The organism is Pseudochelatococcus sp. (assembly GCF_050946405.1).
Lineage (GTDB): Bacteria > Pseudomonadota > Alphaproteobacteria > Rhizobiales > Beijerinckiaceae > Pseudochelatococcus.
In genome coordinates, this window is sequence record NZ_JBMNUS010000003.1 from 140,544 (window position 1) to 167,170 (window position 26,627).

Sequence of the window (26,627 nt, forward strand, 5' to 3'; positions counted from 1 at the left end):
GGCAGCATGGGAAAAATCGAGACTCGACGTTGCGCGGTAAAACATGGTAAACGCCAGCGCCAACTCAGCTTCAGCTCGATCGGCGTCCGGCTTTCCCGGCACGCCATCCGCCAGGCGCCGGCTCAGGCCCTGCGGTCCTGCTGAACCCTATGATTCGGAAAGGTTGGCGATGGCGGCTATCCGCGAAAAGACGATCCGTGAAGCTTTGACCTTCGACGACGTGCTCCTTCAGCCGGGGCACTCGGAGGTGATGCCGGGGCAGGCCGATCTTCGGACGGCGCTGACCCGCTCGATCTCGCTCAACCTGCCGATCATCGCCTCGGCGATGGATACGGTGACGGAAGCGCGCATGGCCATCGCCATGGCGCAGAGCGGCGGTCTCGGCGTCATCCACAGGAACCTCACGCCCGAGCAGCAGGCGGATCAGGTTCGCCTCGTCAAGAAGTACGAATCCGGCATGGTGGTGAATCCCGTCACCATTCATCCCGACGAAACGCTGTCCGATGCGCTGGCGCTCATGAAGGCGCATTCCATCTCCGGCATCCCGGTGGTGGAGCGGGGCGCGGGCGGCCACAACGGCAAGCTCGTCGGCATCCTGACCAACCGCGACGTGCGTTTCGCCACGAGCCCCGAGCAGCGCGTCTCGGAGCTGATGACCAAGGACCGCCTCATCACCGTGCGCGAGGGCGTGGGGCAGGAGGAGGCCAAGCGGCTCCTGCATCAGTTCCGCATCGAGAAACTTCTGGTCGTCGACAGCCATTATCGCTGCATCGGCCTCATCACCGTCAAGGACATCGAGAAGCAGGTCGCCTATCCCAACGCCGCCAAGGATGATCAGGGCAGGCTGCGCGTCGCCGCCGCCACCACCACCGGCGACGAGGGTTTCCTGCGCTGCGAGATGCTGATCGACGCGGGCTGCGACGTGCTCGTGGTCGATACCGCTCACGGCCATTCCCAGCGCGTGCTCGACACGGTGGCGCGGGTGAAGAAGCTGTCGAACGCCGTGCAGGTCATCGCCGGCAACGTCGCCACCGCCGCCGGCACGCAGGCGCTCATCGACGCGGGCGCGGATGCGGTCAAGATCGGCATCGGGCCGGGCTCCATCTGCACCACCCGCATCGTGGCGGGCGTGGGCGTGCCCCAGCTCACCGCCATCATGGACGCCGCTTCGGCTGCGCACCAGGCGGGTGTGCCGATCATCGCCGACGGCGGCATCAAGGTGTCCGGCGATCTCGCCAAGGCGCTGGCGGCCGGCGCCTCCACGGCCATGGTCGGCTCGCTGCTCGCCGGCACCGACGAGACGCCGGGCGAGGTGTTCCTGTGGCAGGGACGTTCCTACAAGTCCTATCGCGGCATGGGCTCGGTGGGCGCGATGTCGCGCGGCTCGGCCGACCGCTACTTCCAGCAGGACATCAAGGACACGATGAAGCTCGTGCCGGAAGGGGTCGAGGGACAGGTGGCCTACAAGGGCTCCGTCGCCGCGGTGCTGCACCAGCTCGCCGGCGGCCTGCGGGCGGCGATGGGCTACGTCGGCGCGCACACCATTCCCGAGTTGCAGGAAAAGGCGGAATTCGTGCGCATCACCAATGCGGGCCTGCGGGAAAGCCACGTCCATGACGTGACCATCACCCGCGAGAGCCCCAACTACCCGTCGCGCGGCTGATGCGCGACGCACCTTCGCCGAGGACGGGAGCCGCCGCATGACGCCTGCCGCGCGGGTCGCCGCCGCCATCGACATTCTGGCCGATCTCGACATCCGCCGCCGCCCGGTCAACGATGCGCTGCGCGAGTGGGGGCAGACGCATCGCTTCGCCGGCTCGAAAGACCGCGCGGCGGTGGCCACGCTGGTTTACGACGCCCTGCGCAGGCGGGCGTCGGCTGCCTGCCTGCTCGGCGAGGATACCCCGCGCGCGGTGGTGCTCGGCATGCTGCGGCTCGGGCGCGGTCTTGAGGCGGACGATATCGCCCGCCTGTTTTCGGGCGAGCGCTTCGCTCCCGCGGCCCTGAGCGCGGATGAGCGCGCGCGGCTCGCTGCGCCGGTGCCCGACATGCCGGCTTTCGCCGCCGGCGACTTTCCCGAATGGGTTGAGGAATCGCTCCTGCGCGCCCTCGGCGACGAGCTGATCGTGGAAACGCAGGCGCTCGCCGACCGCGCGCCGATCGATATCCGCGTCAACACGCTCAAGACGTCGCGCGAGGCGCTGGCGCAGACACTGGCCCATCTGTCGCCCGAGCCTACGCCGCATGCGCCGGACGGTTTGCGCTTCCATGTCGACGCCGACGGGCGCGGCCCGGCCTTGCAGGCGGAGCCGGAATTCCTGCACGGCCTGTTCGAGATTCAGGACGAGGGCTCGCAGCTCGCCAGCCGCCTGACACTGGCGGCGGCCGGCGAGCAGGTCATCGACCTGTGCGCGGGCGCCGGCGGCAAGACATTGGCGCTTGCGGCGCAGATGGACAATCGCGGCCAGATCTACGCCACCGATATCGATGCCCAGCGCCTGACGGCCATTCACGCGCGGCTGGAGCGCTCCGGCGCGCGCAACGTGCAGTTGCGGGTGCCGCGTGGACGCTTCGATCCGGTACGTCGCCCCGAAGTGGCCGATCCGCTGGCCGATCTCGCGGCCGGCGCCGATCTCGTGCTGGTCGATGCGCCCTGTACGGGCACCGGCACCTGGCGGCGCAATCCCGACGCCAAATGGCGGCTGCGTCCCGGCGCCTTGAGGGAGCGCGTCGCCGATCAGGCCATCGTTCTCGACCGCGCGGCGGGCCTGGTGAAATCCGGCGGACGCATCGCCTATATCACCTGCTCGTTGCTGCCGGAGGAAAACGACGACGCCATCGCCGCGTTCCTGATGCGCCATGACGATTTTTCGATTCTGTCATCGGAAGAGGTCTGCCGACAGGCGGGGGTGTCGGAACTGGCCTCGTGCGCCACGACAGGCGGCGGCTTGCTGCTGACGCCGCACAGGACGGGGACGGACGGGTTTTACGTGGCGGTGCTGCGCAAGGGCGCGTCCGGGTAGGGCGGCATGCCGGCGGCGGCCAAGCGGATGATCAAGCGGGTGATCTTCCTGACGGGACCGATCGGCGCGGGCAAGACCACGCTGGGACGCGCGCTCGCGCAGGCGCTGGCCGGCTCCTTCATCGACGGCGACGACCACGCGCAGCCGAACCGGCCTTGGTACGCGTCAAGCCTGCGCACGAGCCGGGCAATCGTCGATGCCGCCACGACCGGGCTGATGCGCGGCGATCATGTCGTCGTGGCGTATCCGCTGCGCTGCATCAACTGGATTTATTACCGCCGTCGCTTTTCCGATGCCGGCGTGGCGCTGTCGGTCATCAATCTGCGGGCGAGTTACGAACAGATCGTTCATCCCGCGCGCGGCCGAGATTTTGACGCGCGTGAACGGCGGCGTATCGCGGAGATGATCGATCAAGGTTATGGCGAACGCACCTTCGCCGATGCCACGGTGGATACGGGAACCCTGCCGCCCGACGCGGCGGTGGCGGCGCTTGTCGCCACTCAGTGCTTGTAGCGCCGGTCGAAATCGGTCGAAATACGGTGTAGCCACAGATAACCTATCGCGGCAAAGGCAAGGCCGAAAACCGGCAGGCCCCATTCGGCCATGAAGTTCTCGAACATTGGTCAATCCTCGCTCTTCAGCAGGCGGTAGGCGCCCTGCGCAGTTAAATGTAGTAAAATAGCGACCGGAATCCAAGCCCAGTTCGGCGAACCGGCTCCTCCTATCGCCGGCAAAATCGCCGCCGTGCCGAAAGTCGCCAATGCGATTGCATTGATCGTGGAGGCAAACAGTTTGACGTGTTCGTTGACTCTTTTGGCCGCGAGCCTGCGCCTTGTCGCCTCCTTGCGCCGGCTTTCCTCTGCCGCGCCGCCATCGATATCACTGCTGCCGTCGTCGCTCATCAGTGCATTTCAGGGGCCATAAACCGACCCTCTCGGTAGGGATGCCCGTTTTCCGGAATGTGTTTCAGCTTTTCTTCCGGTCATACGGGTTTTCTCCCGACCGGAGCGACAGCCGGATCGGCGTGCCCTTGAGGCCGAAGGTGTCGCGCAGGCCGTTGACCAGATAACGCGTGTAGGAGCGCGGCAACTCGCCGAGCTGGTTGCCGAACAGGGCGAAATGCGGCGGGCGGCTCTTCACCTGCGTGATGTAGCGGATCTTGATGCGCCGGCCCGAAACCGCCGGCGGCGGATGACCCTGCACCATGTCCGCCAGCCACTTGTTGAGGCGCGCGGTGGAAATGCGCTCGTTCCAGATGCGATAGGCTTCCATCGCCGCTTCCATCAGCGGGTCGATGCCGCGCCCGGTGAGCCCGGACAGCGGGATGATGGAGACGCCGCGCACCTGCGACAACAGAAGGCCGGCCTCCTCGCGCAGCGTCTTCAGCAGCCCGTGCTGGTCGGAGACCAGATCCCACTTGTTGAGGCCGATGACGAGCGCGCGTCCCTCCTTCTCGATCAGGTCGACGATGGTGAGATCCTGCTTCTCGAAGGGAATGGTGGCGTCGAGCAGCACGACCACGACTTCGGCGAAGCGGATGGCGCGCAGGCCGTCCGAGACTGACAATTTCTCCAGCTTGTCATCGATGCGTGCGCGCTTGCGCATGCCGGCCGTGTCGTAGAGCTTGATGTCGTGGCCGCGCCATGTCCAGTCGAGCGAGATGGAGTCGCGCGTGATGCCCGCTTCAGGGCCGGTCAGCAGGCGGTCCTCGCCGATCATCTGGTTGATCAGGGTCGATTTGCCGGCGTTCGGCCGTCCGCAGACGGCGATCCTGAGCGGCTTGTGCAGATTGCCCCGTTCGTCGGCATCGGCGTCTTCCCCGGCCTCGTCGTCGGGCTCGGGAAAGAAGGGCATGAGGGCGGCAAGCAGGTCCGCCGTGCCCTCGCCGTGCTCGGCGGAGAAGGGTACGGGATCGCCCAGCCCGAGCGAGAATGCCTCATAAGCGCCGTCGAGGCCGGTCTTGCCCTCCGCCTTGTTGGCGATGAGCACCACCGGCTTGCCGGAGCGGCGCACGAGTTCCGCGAACTGCCGGTCGGTGGGGGTGACGCCGGCCCGCGCGTCGATCACGAACAGGATGACGTCGCTGTCGTCGATGGCGGTTTCCGTCTGCTGGCGCATGCGCCCCGCGAGACTTTCGTCGCTTGCTTCCTCAAGGCCCGCCGTGTCGAACACCGGAAAGGTGAGATGGCCGAGCGTCGCCTCGCCCTCGCGCCGGTCGCGCGTCACGCCGGGCCGGTCGTCGACGAGCGCCAGCTTGCGCCCCACCAGCCGGTTGAAAAGCGTCGACTTGCCGACGTTGGGGCGGCCGACGATGGCGACCACGGGGGAAAGAGATGCTTCGGACAAAACGGGTTGCTTCCGGTTCGATGCGTTGATGAAGAGATATGGAGCTTTGTGCGCCGGTCAACGCCCCCGGCGCTGCGGATCAGTTCGGGGTTGCGGCGGATGCCTGCGCCGGCCCGCCGGCGACCAGTGCCATGTAAACGCTTTCCACGCGCTGGCGCAGACTCGCGGGCGCGGTGGAGTCGGTGAGAATCTGGTCGAACCAGCGCCCGGCGTCCTCGATCTTTCCGGCTTGCAGGGCGGCGAGGCCGAGCGTTTCCAGCGCCGAAAGGCGCCAGGTGCGGCCGGGGGCGGCGAGCGGTTGCAGAATGGCCTGCGCCTCATCGGGCGACAGCGTGTCGATCCGCAGCATGGTGGCGCGCAGCCGCGCGAGATCGCGCCACACGGCATCCATGCCGCCGTCGTCGGCGATGGCCGTGAAGGCGGCCGCGCCCGCCTGCGCATCCTTCGCGCCGGCGATGGACGCCAGGCGCAGGCGCGCCAGCAACCGGTATCCCGCCGGCCCCTCGCCCGCGATGGCGGTGAGCGCCTGCTCCGCGTCCGCGAGATTGTTTTCACGCGCCGCCTGCAAGGCCTGCTCGAAGCGCGCGCCGGTCGCCTCGGCCGATTGACGGCCGAACCAGCGCCACGCCTGCCAGCCGCCGACGCCTGCGAGGATCAGCACGATGGCGGCGATCAGCAGCGGCGCCAGCCGGCGCAAAAGCTGCGAATACCGGTCGCGGCGCAGGTCTTCATCGATTTCGCGGAAAATGTCGGTCATGGATCAACGGCACCGGTAAGCGGAACGGGACGAAGCCGGACCGTTATCACATCCCGGCGGCGAAAGCGAGTTCGCCGCGCCGCTCCGTCAGACCGCGCCGTCTCCCGCTTCGACGAAAGCGCGCAGCAGGTGGTGGGCGATGGCCATCGGGCGAGGCGCGCTGAGGCCCTGCGGATGCGCGCCCGCCAGCATCAGGCCGGCTTCGTCGCGCGTGAACCAGCGGGCATCCTCCAGTTCCAGCCGGTCGACGACGATGGTGGGCGCGAGCGCCTGCGCCATGCAGCCGATCATCAGGGAGGAGGGAAACGGCCACGGCTGCGAGGCGAGATAGCGCACGGCCCCCACCGGCACGCCGGCCTCCTCCATGACCTCGCGGCGCACGGCGTCCTCGACGGTCTCGCCCGGCTCGATGAAACCCGCGAGCGCGGAATACATGCCCGGCGCGAACTGCGGCTGCCGGCCGAGCAGGCAGCGCGCGCCGTCCGTCACCAGCATGATGACGACCGGATCGACGCGGGGAAAATGCCGCGCGTCGCACGCCGCGCAGTCGCGCCGGAAGCCGCCGGTGAAGGCGACGGTGGGCGCGCCGCAATTGGCGCAGAAGCCGTGCCGACGATGCCAGTCCATCAGCGCCTTGGCCTCGCCGAGAGGGCCGAGCTCGTCGGGCGGCAGCAGCCCTTCGGCCGCGAGCGCGCGCAGGCCCGTCAGGACGACATCGGAACGGCCGGCGAGCGCCGGTGCATCCGATGCCGGTAAAAGCTGCGCGAAAAGGGGCGTGTCGTCCAGCAGGCCGAGATAGGCGCTTTCCCGTGGCCGCCCGATCGCCGCCGCCTGCGCAAAAGTAAAACGCGCCCGGTCCGCGCCGTCTCCCGACCTGAGGAGAGGCGTGTCGCCGACGATGATGAAGGTGCGGGTCCGGGGATCGACGCGCAGCGCCTCAAGCTCCGATGCGATCTCGCGCCGCTCCGAATGCCGGTTGAGCCGGTTGCGGGCGAAGGCGGTGCGCGCCGACAATTCGCCGGCAACGGAAGGCTGCCGTTCAGGCGCGGAAGGAGCATCGGGCATCGCCGCCTATCCCTGTTTCGAAGCGAGAATCAGTTGCGGCGCCGTCAGGCCCGCATGCCGATGGTAGGGCCGCTTTCCGCCGCGCGCCAGTGCCGATCGACACCGCGCGGCGACGGCTTATGGCGCTGATATAAATGGTATTTCATCCGTGAATGGCAGGTATGCGCAAACATAGGCTCCCATCAGGGGGGAAATCGCACTTTTCCCTTGACGCGCGAGCCGGATAGTCTCATTTAGAATTCATCTTCCGTGTCGCACAGCGGTGCGGGACGGAACCCATCGGAAATCGAAACCATGCCCAGCGACAGTACAAGTCGATCGCGTATGCCGTCTGCGGCCTTCTGGACAGCCTGATTTCTGACAGGCTCACCCCGGACGGCCCGTTGACGGCCGTATCGACAGGAAGGTGAGCCCATGACCCCTGCGAAGTTCAATCGCAGCCTCACGGCTGCAAGCTATGAAGAGACCCGCGCCGACCGTTCCGTCGCGTGGCTGCTCGTGCTCATGCTCGTCCTTGTATTCCTCCCGGTGATGGGAGTGTGGTGCACCGCGTTCTTCACGCGGTGAGGCCGGAAACGAAAACCGGAGCAGGATGCATGTTCGATGCGGCCTGCTCCGGCATCATGCCGATCGGAAACGGCGCTGCCGCTGGGGAGATTCCCCCAGCCGCGGCGCCGTTGTCGTTTCGGCGCTGCTTTCCGGGACGGGGCGTCGCCGATCAGATTCCATCCTGTTTCAGCTGAAACGGGATGGAATCTGGATTTCCTTGTTTCGAGCGAATTCCGATCGATCAAATGATCCCATTTGATCGGAAAGCGGTCCAGAGCGGCGTGCATTCAAGTGGAATCGTCACGCCGCTCTAAACTTTACATTTTACCGCAACTTGCATTCGATTCGACGGATCGATTTGAACGCAAACCGCTCTAGCCGTTAATGGCCTTGCGCAGGTTCTCGTCGATCTTGTCGAGGAAGCCGGTCGTGGACAGCCACTTCTGGTCCGCGCCGACGAGGAGCGCGAGATCCTTGGTCATGAAGCCCGACTCGACCGTGTCGATGACGACCTTTTCCAGCGTTTCGACGAAGCTCTTGAGTTCTGCGTTGTCGTCGAGCTTGGCGCGATGGGCGAGGCCGCGCGTCCAGGCGAAGATCGAGGCGATGGAGTTCGTAGAGGTCTCCTTGCCCTTCTGGTGCTCGCGGTAGTGGCGGGTGACGGTGCCGTGGGCGGCTTCCGATTCCACGGTCTTGCCGTCGGGCGTCAGCAGCACGGAGGTCATGAGGCCGAGCGAGCCGAAGCCCTGCGCCACGGTGTCGGACTGCACGTCGCCGTCGTAGTTCTTGCAGGCCCAGACATAGCCGCCCGACCACTTCAGCGAGGAAGCCACCATGTCGTCGATCAGGCGGTGCTCGTAGTGGATGCCGGCCTTTTCGAAATCCGCCTTGAACTCGGCTTCGTAGATTTCCTGGAAGATATCCTTGAAGCGGCCGTCATAGGCTTTCAGGATGGTGTTTTTCGTCGACAGATACACGGGATATTTGCGCGACAGGCCGTAGTTGAGCGAGGCGCGGGCGAAGTCGCGGATCGATTCGTCCACGTTGTACTGCGCCTGTGCGATGCCGGAGCCCTTGAAGGTGAAGACTTCGCGCTCGATCTTCTCGCCGTCGTCGCCGACGAAGGTGATGGTGAGCTTGCCGGGGCCGGGCACGCGGAAATCCTGCGCCTTGTACTGGTCGCCGTAGGCGTGGCGGCCGATGATGATCGGCTGCGTCCAGCCGGGCACGAGGCGCGGCACGTTGCGGGCGATGATCGGCTCGCGGAAGATGACGCCGCCGAGAATGTTGCGGATGGTGCCGTTCGGCGACTTCCACATCTGCTTGAGGTTGAATTCCTTCACCCGCGCCTCGTCGGGGGTGATGGTGGCGCACTTCACGCCCACGCCGTACTGCTTGATCGCCTCGGCGGCCTCGACAGTGACCCGGTCTTCCGTCGCATCGCGGTTCTCGATGCCCAGATCGTAGTACTTCAGGTCGATATCGAGATAGGGATGGATCAGCTTGTCCTTGATCAGCTTCCAGATGATCCGGGTCATTTCGTCGCCGTCGAGTTCGACGACCGGATTCGCCACCTTGATCTTGCTCATGGGTTTCTTCACCTCGCACGGGACAACAGCGTAGGGGGGCCTCGGCGCGGGTTCCCGTGCGCAACCCACACCGGCAGTTTGCCTATACGCATTTTCTCGTGTCGATGTCACCTGCGGCAGCGGTGAAACGGTGACAAAATTATAATTTTGAACGGCGGCAGGGCGCATGTCCGTCGCGGTGCGCGGGGGAATGCGCCTTTCGCCCCGGAAATGCGCCGCGACGGTCCCTCACGGTTTAGTGAAAGTCCGACCGAGAATTCGCGACATATCTTGCAAGAAATGGTAAATGATAATTTTATTGATTTTTATCATATATTTATACGAATCTCTGAATGAATCCGCCTCATTCCCGTATCCGGGGCGACCTGCCGGATGATCTGGCATGCAGGAGCGCGCCCTTGCGCGCGGGCGTGATTCGGTTCACACATCAAGTGGCTGACGCTGGGGAAGATTTTCTCGGGAAGATTTTCTCGCAGCGTTTCGGGTTGGGATTTCGGGACAATTCATCATGCGCCTTATTGCCGCTGTCGCAGGATTGTGCGCCGCTCTTGGCGTCGCGTCTGCCACCACATCCGCCGCCGCTTACCAGATCGATCCGCTGACGCAGGAGCTGTTGCCGGAGCCGGAAAATTTCGGCCCGCGCGCTTCGGCGATTGCGCGTGAGACGGTGACTTACGCAGGACCGCACAAGCCGGGCACGATCATCGTTTCGACGAAGGAGCGCCGCCTGTACCTCGTGCAGCCCGGCGGCAAGGCGCTGAAGTACGGCATCGGCGTCGGTCGGGAAGGTTTTCAGTGGGGCGGCCGGCAGGTCGTCACCCGCAAGGCGGAATGGCCGGGCTGGACGCCGCCGCCGCAGATGCGCAAGCGTCGCCCCGACCTGCCGAAATACATGCCCGGCGGTCCCGACAATCCGCTCGGCGCCCGCGCCCTCTATCTCGGTTCCACGCTCTACCGCATCCACGGCTCCAACGAACCCGAGACCATCGGGCAGGCGGTGTCCTCCGGCTGCATCCGCATGATGAACCAGGACGTCATCGATCTTTACAAGCGCGTCAAGGTCGGCACCGTCGTCGTCGTCCAGCGTTGATTCCCGCGCCATGACGGCATGCGCGGGGCGCGCTCACGGTCGCCCCGCGATCATGCAACTTCCGGGCGGCGGGCGCGCCGCCCCGTTCAGGCGGCTTTCCTGCCGTCGGGCAGGGCGTCGTCCGTCGCTGGCAGGCGCGCCATGAGATCGAGCAGCGCGCGGTCCGTGTAGAGCACCGCGCGCTCCCTGGGCGTCAGCCAGGCGCGGACTTCGGCCAGCGACTGCGCCTCCAGCAGCTTGGCCTGCGCCAGGGTGCGGTCGGGGTCGAATTCCCCGCGCCGGCGTTGCGTTCCCGGCAGCGACTGCTCGTGCCACGCGCGGACATACGCGTCGCCGTGCAGCACGGCGAGGCTGTCCGCCTCGTCATAATTCAGGGCGCCGAACTTTTCCCCGATTTCCTGCGCGCGCGCGGCGATCGGGGCGCGCGTCGTTTCCTCCGGTATGAGCAGCAGCCCCGCGCGCCGCAGGGCGAGCCCGATGGCGAGCTTGCCGCTTGCCCACGAGATCGGGATCGCCAGCACGAGGCCGAGGATCGTCGGCGACATCCACGCGAACAGCGACGGCGCGATCATGAAGGCCGAAACGCCCGTCGCCACGCCCAGCAGCACGTGCCAGCTATGCCGGCGCACGATGTCGCGCAACGGGATGGAGCCGTCGTCGCGCCGCTGGGGCTGCCAGCCGGTATCGCGCCCGGCGAGGATCTGGAACACCGCGCCCGACTGGATCACCATCATGATCGGCGCGAGCAGCGCCGAGGTCAGCACCTCGAACAGCATGGACAGGAACAGCAGGACGCCGCCGCCGGAGGCCCGCCGCACCTTTCCGTCGAGCAGCGCGAGCAGGAAGCCGAGGAACTTCGGCGCGAGCAGGATGCCCATGGTCAGCGCGAAGAGCGCCAGCGCGCGCTCCGAGTCGAAGCGCGGCCAGATGGGAAACAGCGAGAAATCGTGCGTGAAATATTCCGGCCGCACATAATGCGTTTGCAGCACCAGCAGGATGCCGACGATGAGCTGCGTCAGCCATAGCGGCGAGGACAGATAGGACATGATGCCGGTGGCGAAATGCTGGCGCGTGGCGAGCTTCAGGCCGTTCGCGCCGATGACGCGGCTGTGCTGGAGATTGCCCTGGCACCAGCGCCGGTCGCGCGCCGCGACGTCGATCAGCGAGGGCGGGCTTTCCTCGTAGCTGCCCTCGATCTCGGGCAGCATGTAGACGGACCAGCCGGCGCGCCGGATGAGCGCCGCCTCCACGAAATCATGGCTCAGGATGTGCCCGCCGAAGGGCGGCTTGCCCTTGAGGTCCGGCAGGCCGCAATGGGCGGCGAAGGCCCGCGTGCGGATGATGGCGTTGTGGCCCCAGTAATTGCCGTCCCGGCCCGACCACACGGCGAGGCCCTTGGCGATGACCGGGCCGTAGATGCGGCCCGCGAACTGCTGGATGCGCGCGAACAGCGTGTTGCGGTTGATGATCAGCGGCAGGCTCTGGATGATGCCGGCGTCGGGGTCCGCCTCCATCGCCGCCGTGAGGCGCACGATCGCCTCGCCGGTCATCAGGCTGTCGGCATCGAGCACCACCATATGCTCATAGGCGCCGCCCCAGCGGGTGACGAAATCGGCGATGTTGCCGGCCTTGCGATGGGTGTTCTTCAGCCTGCGGCGGTAATAGATGCGCGCATCCGCGCCCGCCTCTCCGCCGGCCTCCCGCCGCAGCGCGAGGAACATGCGCTCCTCCGCGATCCAGATGTCGGGGTTGGTCGTGTCGGAGACGATGAAATAGTCGAAATGCCCGCCGAGCCCCGTCGCCTCCACCGATTCGCGGATCGCGGCGACGGCGGCGAACACCTGCGAGGGCGTTTCGTTGTAGATCGGCATCACGATGGCCGTGCGCTCCCGCAACGCGGTCGGCAGCGCGCTCGGCCCCGGGCGGCGCAGGAGCGTGACGAAGCCCAGAATCGCGCTGGTGAAGGCAAGGGCGATCCACGAGAAGTTGATCGTGAACAACACCAGCAGCAGCCATTGCAGCACGGTCGTGCGGCTCACCGACACCACCTGATACATCTGCCATGCGCCGTAGGCGGTCAGCGCCAGCGCCGCGCCGAATACGAAGATGCGCGCCAGCCAGATGCCGACCGGCGATGCGCCGACGCGGCCGCCGGCGACGGGCTTGCGTTCCTCGTCCTTGCGCCAGCGGCGCAGGGATTGCGTCGGCATGGCGAGAGGATGCTCGTCCGGCGTCGCCGGCGGCCATGCCGCCACTTCCGCCGCGATGCCTGCGCAACCGCCGTCGTTGGGAGAAAGGGACGTATCGTTCATGATATATCGTTCATGGCGTATCGTTCATGGCGTGTGGCACTTCATGGCGTCCAGCGGAAGAGCCAGCTTTCGCTCAGCGGCTTGCCGGCTTCCGTCAGTTCGAGCCTCAATTCGCTGCTGGTCTCGTTGCCGGGGTCGAGATCGAACAGAACCCGCACCAGCTTGCGTTCGGGATAGGCCCACAGGCGCGTGTTGCCGACCGTGCCGCGCGAGGCGGAGAGCGCCACTTTCGCGGCGGTGGCGATGTCGGGCCGGGCGAGTTCGTCGCCGGCGAAGGAGATGGCGAAGCGGCGCACGCGGCTGCCCGCCAGCGCGCCGATGCGCGTGCCGCGCACATAGGCGAGTTTCGGCCGCCCCGGCACCGACCAGCTCCAGAACAGGCGCCACACGAAGCGCGCCTCGGCGCCCACCTCGACGGCCTGCGCGGGCCGCCAGTAGGAAATGATGTTCGGCGTGCCCTCCGACGGCGTGGGCACCTCGATGAGCTGGACCGCGCCTTCGCCCCATTCCTGAAGGGGTTCCACCCACAGGCTCGGACGGCGCTCGAAGTGCTGCACGTCATCCTCGTAGGCCGAGAAGTCGCGCGCGCGCTGCAACAGGCCGAAGCCTTTCGGGTTGACGTCGAGGAAGGCCGAGATTTGCAGCGTTTGCGGGTTGTCCAGCGGCCGCCACAGCCATTCCGACCGTCCGTTGTGAATTTGTAGGCCGCCGACATCGTGCACGGCGGCGCGCGTGTCCGGGACGCCGGCCGGCCGGATGGGGCCGAACAGGAAATTGGCCGTCGACCCGCCGATGCCGATATGATCGAGGCGCACGCGCGGGATCAGCGTCGCCTCGACATCGGTGATCGCGGTGTCGCCGGGCCGGAAGGTGAAGCGCACCACTCCCGCGACGCTTTCCGAATCGAGCAGCGCGTGGATGACGAGCAGGTCCGCCCCCGCCAGCGGCCTTTCGATCCAGAATCCGCGAAACTGCGGCAGTTCCTCGCCCTTGGCGTCGGCCGGGCGCAGCATCAGCGTGTGCGCGTGCACGCCGTAGTTCTGCCCGCGCGCCTTGGCGCGGAAAAATGTCGCGCCCTGAAAGATGGCGGCTTCCTGCGGCGCTTCGCCGGGCGCATCGGTGTAGATGCGGAAGCCGGAGAAATCGAGCGGCTCGTCGGCGGCGCCGTCCGGCGTTCCGTTCCGCGCCTGCTCGCCCGCCCCGTTTCGCGCCGGCTGGGCGGCCGGAGGCGCAGGCTTGCCGAAGTCGAACAGGTCGCGCGCATAGCGGATGCGGCGGACCTTGCCGTCCTCGACGGCGTGAAGCCGTACAGGGTTGGAGAAGATGAAGCCGCGATGCAGCGGCTCGATCGCGAAACCTCGCCCTTCGCCGCGCCACAGGTAGGCTTCCGGCCGGGCGCGGATGCCGATGTATTGATCGTAGCTCAGGCTGGCGAGATCGTCGGGAAGGTCCGTCGCGCCGGCGGCGTAGGTGCGCCCGGCGAGGAGCCGCGCGATTTGCAGCAGCCGCGCCGGGTCGAACGTTTCCCCGTCGCCGACCGTCGCCAGCGCCGCCTCGAGAAAGTTCGCCTCCTGCGCGCGCGCCGGCCCGACAGGTGCGATGGCCGCGCCCGCGGCGGCAAGTCCGAGCGCCAGCGCGCCGCGCCGCGTCAATGCGCCGCCACGGTCCGATTCCATGTGTTGCGGGGCGGCTTTTCCGAGCGCGGCGGTCTCGCCCGTCTTCGCGGCTTCCGGCAGCATTTCGAAAAGTCTGGCTTCGTGGGACATTTGCGGGAAAACTGCCTTCTTGGAAAAACTGCCTTCGCCTGCGGTTTTCCGACCGGGACGGGTGTTGCGGTTGCCGACAAGATGCAAAAGCCGGAAGGTGAGGTACGGCATCACGTTTTTTGCGGAACTGAAACGGATCGTGTGCTTTGTAGCACGTCTGAATTGCTCCGTGTGAGGCTCATTTACGTTTGTTTTAAAAGTCGTTAAAACTGGCGATATCGTGGCGTCCGGGCAAAGCGGGACGCTTCGGCATGGCGGCCGTTCGGGGGTTGCGGGTTTTCGGCAAAGGGCTAAAAAGCTCGTCCTGAATGCGCTTCCTGACAGAATCCGTTGAAAGAAACCGAATGACCGGTGCCGGAACCAATCACAGCCTCGCGCCCCTCACCGGCGGGCCGAAGATCATCCTCGTCGAGCCGCAGATGGGCGAGAACATCGGCATGGCCGCGCGCGCCATGGCGAATTTCGGCCTGTCCGACATGCGCATCGTCAACCCGCGCGACGGCTGGCCGAACGAGCGCGCCGTCGTCACCGCCGCCAACGCCGCCCATGTGCTGGAGCGGGCGCAGGTTTTCCCGGACCTGCTGTCGGCCGTGGCCGATCTCAACGCCGTTTATGCCACCACGGCGCGCGAGCGCGGGCAGATGAAGCGCGTGCTGGACGCCGACGAGGCGCTGACGCAGGTGCTGGACCGCCTGCACGGCGGCGAGGGCGTGGGCATCCTGTTCGGCCGCGAGCGCACGGGGCTCGACAACGACGAGGTGGCGCTGGCCGACGCCATCGTCACCTTCCCCGTCGATCCCGCCAACGCCTCGCTCAACCTGGCTCAGGCGGTGCTGCTCGTGGGCTACGAATGGTTCAAGAAGGCGCACGGGCAATTGCCGTTCAATCTGGAGGAGCGCTCGCCGCCGGCGAAGCGGGAGGCGCTGGTGTCCTTCTTCGGCTGGCTGGAGACGGAGCTGGATACCTGCGGCTTCTTTCCCGCGCCGGAGAAGAAGCCTGCCATGATCCGCAACCTGCGCGACATCCTGCTGCGTCTCTCGATGACGGAGCAGGACGTCAAGACGCTGCGCGGCGCGGCCGGGGCGCTGCGGCGCGGGCCGGTGCCGCCCGCCGCGAAACAGGATGAACCGTTAACGGATGAGGGCTAAACCGTTCCTGCGTTTCGTTGAAACGCGGGAACGGTCCGTCTTTTCGGGTTAATGTGTTTTCCTCACGCGGGGCGGTGTCCGCTTCGTTCGAAAACGCTATGGAATCGCGGCGGGTTGCAGGTGAGGAGCGGTCTTCGATGACGACTGATCGTGTCGCGGAAGGCGAGGCGCGCCCGCCCCGCGTGCTGGTGTTCGATTCAGGGCTCGGCGGGCTCACGGTTTTTTCCGAACTGCGCAAGGCGCGGCCCGATGCGGCGTTCGTCTACGTCGCCGACGACGCCGGCTTTCCGTATGGCGGCATGGAGGCGCAGACGCTGCTGGCGCGCGTCGTGGACCTGATGGACGGGCTGATCGGCCGCTTCTCGCCCGATCTCGCCGTGATCGCCTGCAACACCGCATCCACGCTCGTGCTGCCGGCGCTGCGGTCGCGGTTCGCGATTCCCTTCATCGGCACGGTGCCGGCCATCAAGCCGGCGGCGGAACAGACCGTCTCCGGCGAGATCACCATTCTCGCGACGCCCGGCACCGTGGCGCGCGACTACACGCACGACCTCATCCGCAAGTTCGCCGATTCGTGCAACGTGCATCTCGTCGGCTCGCTGCGCCTTGCGGGCTTCGCCGAACGGGAGCTTGCCGGGCAGCCGGTGGACGACGCGACGCTGCGGGACGAGATCCGTCCCGCCTTCGTCACACGCGACGGCGCGCGCACCGACATGATCGTGCTGGCCTGCACGCATTATCCGCTGCTGCTCGAACGGTTCCGCAAGCTGGCGCCCTGGCCGGTTTCGTGGATCGATCCCGCGCCGGCCATCGCGCGGCGGATGGTGCATCTCATCGGCGAAGCGTCGGGGAAGAGCGCGCCGCAACCTGCGCGGATGGTTTTCACCTCGGGCAGGTCCGCATCCGCCGCCCTTGCGCAGGGGCTCGCCGCGCGCGGGCTGGCGGTGGAAGGCCCGGCCGCCGACGGGCGGGAAAATCGGCGGCCGGATGTGACAGCCGTTTGACATCGGCGGGAATCGGGGTTAGGAAGCCGTCACCTGCGCGGGCCTCATGGCCCGCGTCGGCGTTTTGCGCTCCCGTGGCCCGTGTTCTCCTGCGAGAACGCCGGGTCTGTCGTCTCCCTGACCGGGGAAGAGGAGGGCGCGTTCCTCATGTCGAGCCTGTTTGAGAGGACACGCGATGTCGAAGAGAATTTCGGCCAAGTATAAAATCGATCGCCGTCTTGGCGAGAACATCTGGGGTCGTCCCAAGAGCCCCGTCAACCGCCGCGAGTACGGCCCCGGCCAGCACGGCCAGCGCCGCAAGGGCAAGATGTCGGACTTCGGCACCCAGCTGCGCGCCAAGCAGAAGCTGAAGGGCTACTACGCCAACATCTCCGAGAAGCAGTTCCACCGCTATTACGTGGAAGCTTCCCGCCTGCGCGGCGACACCGGCGAGAACCTGATCGGCCTGCTGGAGCGCCGTCTCGACGCCGTGGTGTATCGCGCCAAGTTCGTGCCCACCGTGTTCGCTGCGCGCCAGTTCGTCAACCACGGGCATGTGAAGGTCAACGGCCGTCGCGTCAACATTCCGAGCTATCTCGTGCGCCCCGGCGATCTCATCGAGATCAAGGAATCGTCCCGCCAGCTCGTCGTGGTGCTCGAAGCCGCGGCGCTCGGCGAGCGCGACGTGCCGGATTATGTCGAGGTGGATCACAACAAGGGCGCCGCCCGTTTCGTGCGCGTGCCCACGCTGAGCGACGTGCCCTATCCGGTGCACATGGAGCCCAACCTCGTCGTCGAGTTCTACTCGCGCTGATCGGTTCCGCTGGACGGAATACGGAGAAGCCGCCCTTTCGGGCGGCTTTTTTCATGGCTTGCGCCGCGCGTTCATGGCGCGCGCCGGGTTTGGCGGCTGCACCAGAAGGCGGCGGCCATCAGCAGGCCGATCCACCATCCTTGCCAGGCGCCGTGAAAGACGCTCACCACCGCCGCCGCGGCGACGGTGCTCGCGACGGCGGCGGCCGTCATGTCCGCGGGCAGGCGGGCGATGGCGCGCAGGATGAAGAACCCGTTCAGCGCCGCGAGCAGCGCGCCGACGAGCCCGAGTTCCGCCCATATCTGAAGGAAGCCGTCATGCGGGTGGCCCGCCGCGAGCAGCCGCCCCCGCCCGGCCGGAATATCGGCGGCGGCGGGCGCTTCCGCCATCCGCGCGCTCACCCCGAAGCCCGCGCCCGTCAGCGGGCGCTGATGCAGGATGGCGGCGAAATCCTGCCAGATCTCGATGCGGTCGGCCGCATGCACGGATTCGAGGCGCTCGACGAGCCGGGGCGGCATGAGCCCGTCCAGAAGCGCGCCCTTGAAGGGGGCGATGGCGAGGCAGCCCGCCAGCATGGCGCCGGCGATCAGCAGGCCCGCGCGCCGGCTCCACAGCGCCGCGAGGAACGCCGGCAGCGCCAGCAGCAGCCCCAGCATCGCCGCGCCCGACGTGGCGCGCTCGATGGTGACGACGAGCAGGACGCCGAGCCCCCAGGCCCATCTTTCCCAGCCGAGACGCCGCATCTGCACTGCGAGCGGCCAGAACAGGATGAGCAGGGTCATGACCGGCCGGTTGAAGATGAAGGATTGCGCCCGCATCCCGAGCGCGTCGCGCGCGCCGAGGCCGGTGGCGAGTTCCGCGACGATGAGCGCGCAGGCGCTCGCGAAGGCTATCGCCGCCCAGCGCACGAACGCGGGCGGGAGCACGCGCGGCAGGCCGGTGAGCAGCAGCGCGCCGCCGAGGAAGGGCAGGCCGGCTTCCGCCGCGACGAACAGCGACGTCGCCGGGGCATGGCTCCAGGTGAGCGAGAGAGCGGCGAAGGCGACGAAGCCGAGCGCGGCTGCGGCGGCCGCGCGCGGCGGGAGCGGCAGGCGTTCGCCGCCCGTGATTCGGGCCGCGAGCGCCAGCACGCCCGCCAGCGCGACGACGGCGGCGGCGGAACGGTTGGCGAGCGCCATCGCCAGCGGCAGGATCGCCAGCAGGATCAGGGCGGCGCGGTCGAGGGCGGGGCTGAGGGAGCGCATGGAATCTCTTTGGAATGCCTGAAATCCGCACGATCTGTAGACGATTTCAGGTGCACGCGGGATTAATTCGCGCGGGCGGCGGCGGCGCGCGCCGATATCCCCGCTTGGCCGGCGGGCCGTCATGGTCTATGCAAGCCCGCTGCCCTTCCGCTCCCAGCCCCGGATCATCGCCCTGTCGCCTTCCGTTGCCCGCACATCTTCGGTTCTCATTGCGCTTCGGGACGGAGCGGGCGAACGGCTGACGCTCGGCGAGATCGTCGATGCGCTGGGGCCGCAGGCGTTCGCGCTGCTCTTCGTGGTGCTCGGTCTGCCCAATTGCCTGCCGATGCCGCCGCCGATCCCGCTCATCTGCGGATTTCTGGTGCTCGGCGTCTCGGCGCAGATCGTCTATGGTCGCACGACGCCGTGGATACCGCGCCGGCTGCTCGGCCGGTCCGTGGCGCGGGCGGATGTCGCGCGGGCGGTGGAAACGGCGTTGCCCTACGTGCGGCGGCTGGAGCAATGGTCGCGGCCGCGTCTGATCTTCTTCGGCGCGCCCCTGCGCATGCGCCTCACCGGCGTGGCGCTGGTGCTCATCGCCTTCAGCCTGTTGACGGCCCCGCCGATCATCGGCCAGATTCCGCCGGGCATCGCGATCTGTCTCGTCGGGCTCGGGCTTGTGGAACGCGACGGCCTCGTCGTCATCTGCGGTCTGGCGGTCGGCGCGGTGGGCGTGAGCCTGAGCGCCGGTTTCGTCGTTGCCGTCGTTTCCGGCCTCCTGGCCGTGTTGTAACGATCATGCCAAGGATTATGCCCATGCGTCCCGTCATCGGTGTCGTCGCGGATGTGAAGCCGTCGCGCAAACATGTCTGGCATAAGGTGCAGGACAAATATCTTTACGCCGTCGCGCGCGGGGCGGATGCGGAGGTGGTGATCCTGCCCGGCCGCCTCTCCGCCACCGATGCGGGGGAGCGGAGCATCAGCCCCGATCTCGACCGGCTGCTGGCTTTCCTCGACGGCGTGTTCCTGCCCGGCAGCCCGTCGAACGTCGATCCGGCCGTCTATGGCGGCGAGCGCACGTTCGCCGACGAGCTGCTCGACCGGGATCGCGACGACCTGTCGCTGCCGCTGGTGCGCGCGGCGGTGGAGCGGGGGTTGCCGCTTCTTGGCGTGTGTCGCGGCTTTCAGGAGATCAACGCCGCGCTCGGCGGCACCCTGCACCAGCATGTGCAGGATGTCGGCGGTTTCAACGACCACCGCGAGCCCGACGGCGATCTCGCGACGCAATATGCGCCGGCGCACGAGGTCGCGCTGGTGGAAGGCGGCATTCTGCATGAACTCGCGGGCGTGGCGCGGGTGCAGGTCAATTCGCTCCACAGCCAGGGGATCGACCGGCTCGCGCCCGGCCTCGTGGCGGAAGCTCACGCGCCGGACGGGCTGATCGAGGCGTTCCATGTCGCCGCCGCCCGCGAGCGCGGCGCCTTCGCGGTGGCGGTGCAATGGCATCCCGAATGGCGGGTGTGGGCCGATCCGCTGTCGACGGCGCTGTTCCGCGCCTTCGGCGAGGCGGCGCGCGCCTACGCCGCCGCCCGCTGATCGCGCGCGGCGGTTCCGCGCAGGCGCGTTTGCAGGCGGTCGAACAGCACGTAGACGGCGGGCGTCGTATAGAGCGTCAGCAACTGGCTGAGCACGAGCCCGCCGACGATGGCGACGCCGAGCGGCTGGCGCATTTCCGCGCCTTCGCCAAGCCCGGCCGCGAGCGGCACCGCGCCCAGTATCGCGGCGAGCGTCGTCATCATGATGGGGCGGAACCGCAGCAGCGCCGCCTGCACGATGGCCGCCTCCGGCGCGAGGCCCTGAGCGCGCTCGGCCTGGATGGCGAAGTCGATCATCATGATGGCGTTCTTCTTCACGATGCCGATGAGCAGGAAGACGCCGATGAGCGCGATGAGGCTGAACTCCATGCCAGCCAGCATCAGCGCCATCACCGCGCCGATGCCCGCCGAGGGCAATGTCGACAGGATCGTCAGCGGGTGGATGTAGCTCTCGTAGAGGATGCCGAGCACGATGTAGATGGTGGCGAGCGCCGCGAGGATCAGCCACGCCATCGACGACGACATCTCCTGAAAGGTGCGGGCGGTGCCCTCGAAACTGCCGTGGATGGCGCGCGGCACGTTGAGCTCCGCCATCACGCGGTTGACGGCGACGACGGCGTCGCTCAGCGCCGCCCTTTCCGCGAGGTTGAAGGAAATGGTGGTCGCGACGAACAGCCCCTGATGGTTGACGGACAGCGGCGTGGTGCCGAAGCTGTGGCTCGCCACCGCCGACAGCGGGATCATGTCCCGCTTCGCCGTGCTGACGGCCGAGCCTGTGGAAGCCTGCCCGCGCCCCGTCACCGCGATCTGGTTGAGGAGCTGGTTGCGCACCGGGTCGCCGGCGATGTCGGCGGCGCTCGCCGCCGCGCCGCCGCCCGATACGGTGCCGGAGAGCGCGCCGGACAATTGCGTGGCGCTGATCGTGCCTCCCTTGGCGCTGATGTAGATGGCGCCGAGCGATTCGGGCCCGGCCAGATAGCGCGGTTCGAGGCCCATGATGACGCTGTACTGGTTCAGCCGGTCGTAGATGGTGGAGACGGCGCGCTGGCCGAAGGCGTCGTAAAGCACGCCGTTGATCTGGCTCATGCTGAGACCGAAGCGCGCCACCGCGTCGCGGTCGACGGCGAGGTTCACTTGCAGCCCCGCTTCCTCGCGGTCGGAATCGATGTCGGTCAGCAACGGCTCGCGCTTGAGCGCCTCGGTGATCTTCGGCGCCCAGTCGCGCAGCGCCGCGAGATCGTCGCTTTGCAGGGTGAACTGATATTGCGAGCTGCTCTCGCGCCCGCCCACGCGCAGATCCTGCACCGGAAACAGGAAGGTCGACGCGCCCTCGACGCGCGCGAATTGCGGGCGCAGGCGGTTGACGATCTCCCACGCCGAGGCGTCGCGCTGTGCGAGCGGCTTCAGCGTGACGTTGAGGAAGGCGGAGTTCGCCCGCCCGCCGGTGAACACCACGACATTCTCGACCGCCGGATCGGCGCGCACGATCTGCTCGAACTCGGCGATCTTGTCGCGCAGGTTGAGGAAGGAGGTGCTCTGGTCCGCCCGCACGCCGCCGATGAGCGCGCCCGTGTCCTGTAGCGGCAGCAGGCCCTTGGGCACCACGGTGAAAAGATGGACGTTGAGGCCGATCGTGACGAGCAGCGTCAGCACCAGAAGCCACGGATGGCGCAGGGCGGCGGTGAGCGTGCGGGCGTAGAAGCGCAATATCGCGCCCGACAGGCGCGATGGCCCGGGCACGTCTGATTTGGACGCGCGGCCGAGAAGGCGCGCGCACATCATCGGCGTCGTCGTCAGCGAGATCACCAGCGACACGATGATCGTCGACGACAACACGACCGCGAATTCGCGGAACATGCGCCCCGGCAGGCCGCCAAGCAGCAGCAGCGGGATGAACACGGCCACGAGCGACACGCTCATGGAGAGCACGGTGAAGCTCACTTCCCGCGCGCCTGTCAGCGCCGCCCGCACGCGCCCCGTGCCGGCCTCCACATGGCGCATGGTGTTTTCCAGCACCACGATGGCGTCGTCCACGACGAAGCCGGTGGCGATGATGAGCGCCATCAGCGAGAAGTTGTTGAGGCTGTAGCCCAGCCAGTACATCGCCCCGAAGCTGACGATCAGCGACACCGGCACCGCGACGGCCGGGATCAGCGTGGCCCGCCAGTCGCGCAGGAAAAGATAGACGACGAAGATGACGAGCGCGATGGAGGCGGCGAGAGTGAACTGCACGTCGACCATCGAGGCGCGGATCGTCGTGGTGCGGTCGAGCGCCACCGACAGGTCGATGCCCGCCGGGATGGCGGCGCCCAACTGCGGCAGCAGCGCCTTCACGGCGTCGACGGTCTCGATGATGTTGGCGCCGGGCATGCGCGTCAGCGTCATGAGCACGGCGGGCTCGCCGTTGAACAGGCCGCGGTTGCGCACGTTCTCCACCGAATCCGTGACGGTGGCGATATCGCCGAGCCGCACCGGCGCGCCGTTGCGCCAGGCGATGACGAGGGGGCGATAGTGCTCCGCCAGGCGGTAGGGCTCGTTGGTGTAGATCTGCCAGCGCCGGTCGCCGTATTCGATGGCGCCCTTGGGGCTGTTGGCATTGGCGGCGGAAAGCGCCGCGCGCACGTCCTCCAGCCCGATGCCGAGGTTGAAAAGGGCGGTGGGGTTGATGTCCACCCGCACGGCCGGCAGCGAACTGCCGCTGACGCCCACTTGCCCGATGCCCTTCACCTGCGACAGCTTTTGCGACAGGATCGTGGAGGCGGCGTCGTACATGTCGCCGAGCGGCAGCGTCTTCGAGGTGAGGGCGAGCAGCATCACCGGCGCGTCGGCCGGGTTGGCCTTGCGGTAGGTGGGGTTGCCGCGCATGGCGGCGGGCATGTCGGCGCGGGCGGCGGCGATGGCCGCCTCCACGTCGCGCGCCGCGCCGTCGATGTCGCGGTTGAGGCCGAATTGCAGCACGATCCGCGTCGAGCCCTGCGAACTCGACGAGGTGATTTCGGTGACGTCCGCGATCTGGCCGAGATGGCGTTCGAGCGGCGTCGCCACGCTCGTCGCCATGATCTCGGGGCTCGCTCCCGCCATGGAGGCCGACACCATGATGGTGGGAAACTCCACCTGCGGCAGCGGCGCCACCGGCAGTCGGAAATAAGCCAGAAGCCCCGCGAGCGCCAGGCCGATTGTCAGCAGCGTGGTCGCCACCGGGCGGCGGATGAAGGGCGCGGAAATGTTCATGGCCGCGCTTCTTCCGGCTCGTCCTCTTCCGGTTCCGGCCGCGTATCGAGCACGCGCGCCAGCCTGTCGAAGGCCAGATAGATCACAGGCGTCGTGAACAGCGTCAGCACCTGGCTGACGATGAGCCCGCCGACGATGGTGATGCCGAGCGGCTGGCGCAGTTCCGAACCCGCCCCCTCGCCCAGCATCAGCGGCAGGCCGGAGAACAGCGCTGCGAAGGTCGTCATCAGGATGGGGCGGAAGCGCAGCAGGCACGCCTCATGGATCGCCGCGCGCGCAGACAGGCCGCGGTTGCGTTCCGCGTCCAGCGCGAAGTCGATCATCATGATGGCGTTCTTCTTCACGATGCCGATGAGCAGCACGATGCCGATGATGCCGATGATGTCGAGCTCCCGCTCCATCCAGATGAGCGCCAGCAGCGCGCCGAGGCCCGCCGAGGGCAGGGTGGAGAGGATCGTCACCGGATGCACGTAACTCTCGTAGAGCACGCCGAGCACGATATACATCGCCGCGACCGCCGCGATCAGCAGCAATACCTGGCTGGTGAGCGCCGCTTCGAAAGCGAGCGCCGCTCCTTCGAACGACGTGGTGACGCCGGGCGGCAGGCCGATGTTCGCCGCCGTGGCGCGGATCGCGTCCACCGCCTGCCCGAGCGCCGCGCCCGGCGCGAGGTTGAAGGAGATGGTGGCGGTGGGAAACTGGCTGCGGTGGTTGAGCTGGAGCGGCGCGAGCCGCTCCGTCACCGTGGCGATGGCCGAGAGCGGCACCTGCCCGCCGCCGGCCGAGGGCAGGTAGATGTCGCGCAGCGCGGCGGGCGTGAAGCGCAGCGCCGGATCGGCTTCCAGAATGACGCGGTACTGGTTCGCCTGCGTGAAGATGGTGGAGACGATGCGCTGGCCGAAGGCGGAATAGAGCGCGTTGTCGACGGTCGCCGTGGTGATGCCGTAACGCGCCGCCGTGTCGCGGTCCACCGTGACCTGCGCGGCGAGGCCGCGCTCCAGCAGGTTGCTGGTCACGTCCTCAAGCTGGGGCAGGGTGCGCAGCGCCTCCACCATGCGCGGCACCCATTCCGAGAGCACCTCCGGGTCGGCGTCGTCGAGCACGAACTGGTATTGCGTGCGGCTCGCCGTGGAATCGATGGTGAGATCCTGCACCGGCTGCATGTAGAGGCCGATGCCCGGCACCCCGGCCGCCTGCGCCGTGATGCGGCGCGCGATCTCGGCGGCGGTGGCGTCGCGCTCGCCGCGCGGTTTCAGCTCGATCTGGAAGCGGCCGGTGTTGAGGGTGAGATTCGTGCCGTCGACGCCGATGTACGAGGTGACGCCGGCGACGTCGGGATCGGCGAGGATGATCCGCGCGATCTCCTGCTGCCGCTCCGCCATGCCGGTGAAGGATATGGATTGCTCCGCCTCCGACACGCCGGCGATGAGGCCGGTGTCCTGCACCGGAAAGAAGCCTTTGGGCACGATGACGTACAGCCAGACCGTCAGCCCCAGCGTGCCGAGCGCGACGAGAAGCGTCACCCAGCCGTGATCCAGCACGACGTCGAGCATGCGCCCGTAGGCGGCGATGAGGCCGTCGAACCATGTGCGGCGCTCGACGCGCGCCTCGCGGCGCAGGATCTTCGCGCACAGCATCGGCACCAGCGTCAGCGAGACGACCGCCGATATCAGGATGGTGACGGCGAGCGTGACGGCGAATTCGCGGAACAGCCGGCCCACGACATCGCCCATGAACAGTAGCGGAATCAGCACCGCGATGAGCGAAAGCGTCAGCGAGATGATGGTGAAGCCGATCTGCCCCGCGCCCTTGAGCGCGGCGTCGAGCGGCTTGTCGCCCTTCTCGATGTAGCGGGCGATGTTCTCGATCATGACGATCGCGTCGTCCACCACGAAGCCGGTGGCGATGGTGAGCGCCATCAGCGACAGGTTGTTGAGGCTGAAGCCGGCGAGATACATCACCGCGAACGTGCCCACGAGCGACAGCGGCACGGACAGGCTCGGGATGATCGTGGCCGGAATGTTGCGCAGGAACAGGAAGATGACGAGCACGACGAGGCCGATGGCCATCATCAGCTCCACCTGCACGTCATGCACCGAGGCGCGGATCGTCTCCGTGCGGTCGGACATCACGGCGACGTCGACGGAGGCGGGCAGCGATTCGGTGAGCGCGGGCAACAGCGCGCGCACGTTGTCCACCACGGCGATGACGTTCGCGCCCGGCTGGCGGCGGATGTTGATCAGGATCGCCGGTTGCTGGCTTTCCCCGCTTCCGTCCGCCCGGCTGCCCTCCCGACTGCCTGCCCACGCGCCGAGGCGCTCGTTTTCCGCGCCCTCGATGACGTCCGCCACGTCGGAAAGGCGCACCGGGGCGTTGTTGCGGTAGGCGATGACGAGGTTGCGGAACTCGTCGATGCCGCGCAACTGATCGTTCGACTGGATGGCGTAGGCGCGCCGCTCGCCGTCGAAACTGCCCTTGGGCGTGTTGACGTTGGCGTTGCCGATGGTGGAGCGCAGATCGTCGATGTTGAGGCCGTAGGCGGCGAGCGCCAGCGTGTTGGCGCGCACCCGCACGGCGGGCCGCTGCCCGCCCGCCAGCGTCACCAGCCCGACGCCCGCCACCTGCGAGATTTTTTGCGCAAGGCGCGTCTCCACCATGTCCTGCACCTGCGTCAGCGGCAGGGTGGCGGAGGTGACGGCGAGCGTCATCACCGGCGCATCGGCCGGGTTGACCTTGGCGTAGACGGGTGGCGCGGGCAGGTCCGAGGGCAGGAGATTGCCGGCCGCGTTGATCGCCGCCTGCACCTGCTGGCCGGCGATGTCGATGCCGAGATCGAGGTTGAATTGCAGCGTGACGACGGACGCGCCCGCCGCCGAGGTCGAGGACATCTGCCGCAGGCCCGGCATCTGGCCGAGCTGGCGCTCCAGTGGCGCGGTGACGGAAGCGACCATCACCTCCGGCGAGGCGCCGGGGTAGAAGGTCTGCACCTGGATCGTCGGGTAATCGACCTCGGGCAGCGCCGCGAGCGGCAGGTTGCGAAAGGCGATGACGCCGACGATCATCAGCGCCAGCATCAGCAGCGTCGTCGCCACCGGCCGCAGGATGAAGGGGCGGGAGACGTTCATGTCGTCACATC

At 67.5% G+C, this 26,627-nt stretch carries 20 protein-coding genes; 10 read left to right on the forward strand and 10 right to left on the reverse strand.

What is annotated here, in order from left to right:
- Nucleotides 1–169 precede the first annotated feature (169 nt).
- The 3 genes from guaB to ACOYJQ_RS07055 are packed head-to-tail and all read left to right on the forward strand — an operon-like array spanning nucleotide 170 to nucleotide 3,536.
- Entirely contained in the window at nucleotides 170–1,663 is a 1,494-nt protein-coding gene (gene guaB / locus ACOYJQ_RS07045) for an IMP dehydrogenase (RefSeq protein WP_433457333.1), read from the forward strand.
- A gap of 37 nt (nucleotides 1,664–1,700) precedes the next feature.
- On the forward strand, nucleotides 1,701–3,023 hold the full coding sequence (locus ACOYJQ_RS07050; RefSeq protein WP_433457334.1) for an RsmB/NOP family class I SAM-dependent RNA methyltransferase: 1,323 nt from the start codon (nucleotides 1,701–1,703) through the stop codon (nucleotides 3,021–3,023).
- Nucleotides 3,024–3,029: 6 nt separating this feature from the next.
- Complete coding sequence (locus ACOYJQ_RS07055; protein WP_433457335.1) at nucleotides 3,030–3,536, forward strand: shikimate kinase; 507 nt, start codon at nucleotides 3,030–3,032, stop codon at nucleotides 3,534–3,536.
- Nucleotides 3,537–3,646: 110 nt separating this feature from the next.
- Here ACOYJQ_RS07055 and ACOYJQ_RS07060 read toward each other — a convergent pair whose 3' ends face one another.
- From ACOYJQ_RS07060 to nudC, 4 genes are all read right to left on the reverse strand, one after another.
- Complete coding sequence (locus tag ACOYJQ_RS07060) at nucleotides 3,647–3,925, reverse strand: hypothetical protein (RefSeq protein WP_433457336.1); 279 nt, start codon at nucleotides 3,923–3,925, stop codon at nucleotides 3,647–3,649.
- 64 nt (nucleotides 3,926–3,989) lie between these two features.
- Nucleotides 3,990–5,369 (reverse strand): ribosome biogenesis GTPase Der, encoded by a 1,380-nt coding sequence (der, locus tag ACOYJQ_RS07065; protein ID WP_433457337.1) that lies wholly within the window; start codon nucleotides 5,367–5,369, stop codon nucleotides 3,990–3,992.
- 79 nt (nucleotides 5,370–5,448) lie between these two features.
- A complete protein-coding gene (locus ACOYJQ_RS07070; RefSeq protein WP_433457338.1) occupies nucleotides 5,449–6,126 on the reverse strand; it encodes a tetratricopeptide repeat protein in 678 nt (225 codons plus the stop codon).
- Between the two features lie 87 nt (nucleotides 6,127–6,213).
- Nucleotides 6,214–7,191, reverse strand: coding sequence for an NAD(+) diphosphatase (gene nudC, locus ACOYJQ_RS07075; RefSeq protein WP_433457339.1), 978 nt, complete (start codon nucleotides 7,189–7,191; stop codon nucleotides 6,214–6,216).
- Nucleotides 7,192–7,605: 414 nt separating this feature from the next.
- On the opposite strand from nudC, the gene ACOYJQ_RS07080 reads away from it, so the two are divergent.
- Nucleotides 7,606–7,758: a hypothetical protein gene (locus ACOYJQ_RS07080; RefSeq protein WP_433457340.1), complete on the forward strand. Its 153-nt coding sequence runs from the start codon at nucleotides 7,606–7,608 to the stop codon at nucleotides 7,756–7,758.
- A gap of 356 nt (nucleotides 7,759–8,114) precedes the next feature.
- On the opposite strand, the gene ACOYJQ_RS07085 is transcribed toward ACOYJQ_RS07080, so the two are convergent.
- Nucleotides 8,115–9,329, reverse strand: coding sequence for an NADP-dependent isocitrate dehydrogenase (locus ACOYJQ_RS07085; protein ID WP_433457341.1), 1,215 nt, complete (start codon nucleotides 9,327–9,329; stop codon nucleotides 8,115–8,117).
- A 505-nt stretch (nucleotides 9,330–9,834) separates the two neighbouring features.
- Between ACOYJQ_RS07085 and ACOYJQ_RS07090 the strand changes: the two genes are divergently transcribed.
- Entirely contained in the window at nucleotides 9,835–10,419 is a 585-nt protein-coding gene (locus ACOYJQ_RS07090; protein ID WP_433457496.1) for a L,D-transpeptidase, read from the forward strand.
- A gap of 86 nt (nucleotides 10,420–10,505) precedes the next feature.
- Here the strand turns inward: ACOYJQ_RS07090 and mdoH are convergent, their stop codons facing one another.
- Both mdoH and ACOYJQ_RS07100 read right to left on the reverse strand, forming a co-directional pair.
- A complete protein-coding gene (mdoH, locus tag ACOYJQ_RS07095; RefSeq protein ID WP_433457342.1) occupies nucleotides 10,506–12,731 on the reverse strand; it encodes a glucans biosynthesis glucosyltransferase MdoH in 2,226 nt (741 codons plus the stop codon).
- Between the two features lie 41 nt (nucleotides 12,732–12,772).
- Complete coding sequence (locus tag ACOYJQ_RS07100; protein WP_433457343.1) at nucleotides 12,773–14,497, reverse strand: glucan biosynthesis protein; 1,725 nt, start codon at nucleotides 14,495–14,497, stop codon at nucleotides 12,773–12,775.
- A gap of 344 nt (nucleotides 14,498–14,841) precedes the next feature.
- On the opposite strand from ACOYJQ_RS07100, the gene ACOYJQ_RS07105 reads away from it, so the two are divergent.
- The 3 genes from ACOYJQ_RS07105 (at nucleotide 14,842) to rpsD (ending at nucleotide 17,442) form a co-directional block, all read left to right on the forward strand.
- Nucleotides 14,842–15,645 carry an RNA methyltransferase gene (locus tag ACOYJQ_RS07105; protein ID WP_433457344.1) on the forward strand — a complete coding sequence of 268 codons (804 nt, stop codon included), beginning with the start codon at nucleotides 14,842–14,844 and terminating at the stop codon, nucleotides 15,643–15,645.
- A gap of 137 nt (nucleotides 15,646–15,782) precedes the next feature.
- Nucleotides 15,783–16,649: a glutamate racemase gene (murI, locus tag ACOYJQ_RS07110; protein ID WP_433457345.1), complete on the forward strand. Its 867-nt coding sequence runs from the start codon at nucleotides 15,783–15,785 to the stop codon at nucleotides 16,647–16,649.
- Between the two features lie 175 nt (nucleotides 16,650–16,824).
- Nucleotides 16,825–17,442, forward strand: coding sequence for a 30S ribosomal protein S4 (rpsD, locus tag ACOYJQ_RS07115; protein ID WP_433457346.1), 618 nt, complete (start codon nucleotides 16,825–16,827; stop codon nucleotides 17,440–17,442).
- Nucleotides 17,443–17,513: 71 nt separating this feature from the next.
- On the opposite strand, the gene ACOYJQ_RS07120 is transcribed toward rpsD, so the two are convergent.
- The gene (locus tag ACOYJQ_RS07120) at nucleotides 17,514–18,686 is read right to left on the reverse strand and encodes an O-antigen ligase family protein (protein WP_433457347.1); all 1,173 of its coding nucleotides are present in this window, start codon (nucleotides 18,684–18,686) and stop codon (nucleotides 17,514–17,516) included.
- Between the two features lie 121 nt (nucleotides 18,687–18,807).
- Here ACOYJQ_RS07120 and ACOYJQ_RS07125 point away from each other — a divergent pair, with 121 nt between their 5' ends.
- Entirely contained in the window at nucleotides 18,808–19,458 is a 651-nt protein-coding gene (locus ACOYJQ_RS07125; RefSeq protein ID WP_433457348.1) for an exopolysaccharide biosynthesis protein, read from the forward strand.
- A 23-nt stretch (nucleotides 19,459–19,481) separates the two neighbouring features.
- Nucleotides 19,482–20,261 carry a gamma-glutamyl-gamma-aminobutyrate hydrolase family protein gene (locus tag ACOYJQ_RS07130; RefSeq protein WP_433457349.1) on the forward strand — a complete coding sequence of 260 codons (780 nt, stop codon included), beginning with the start codon at nucleotides 19,482–19,484 and terminating at the stop codon, nucleotides 20,259–20,261.
- Here ACOYJQ_RS07130 and ACOYJQ_RS07135 read toward each other — a convergent pair.
- Together ACOYJQ_RS07135 and ACOYJQ_RS07140 are read right to left on the reverse strand one after the other, a co-directional pair.
- Nucleotides 20,243–23,491, reverse strand: coding sequence for an efflux RND transporter permease subunit (locus ACOYJQ_RS07135; protein WP_433457350.1), 3,249 nt, complete (start codon nucleotides 23,489–23,491; stop codon nucleotides 20,243–20,245). The two genes, ACOYJQ_RS07130 and ACOYJQ_RS07135, sit on opposite strands and share 19 nt — an antisense overlap.
- Nucleotides 23,488–26,616, reverse strand: a complete 3,129-nt coding sequence (locus tag ACOYJQ_RS07140) for an MdtB/MuxB family multidrug efflux RND transporter permease subunit (protein ID WP_433457351.1) — start codon at nucleotides 26,614–26,616, stop codon at nucleotides 23,488–23,490. The genes ACOYJQ_RS07135 and ACOYJQ_RS07140 overlap by 4 nt, the downstream gene beginning before the upstream one ends.
- Nucleotides 26,617–26,627: the final 11 nt, after the last annotated feature.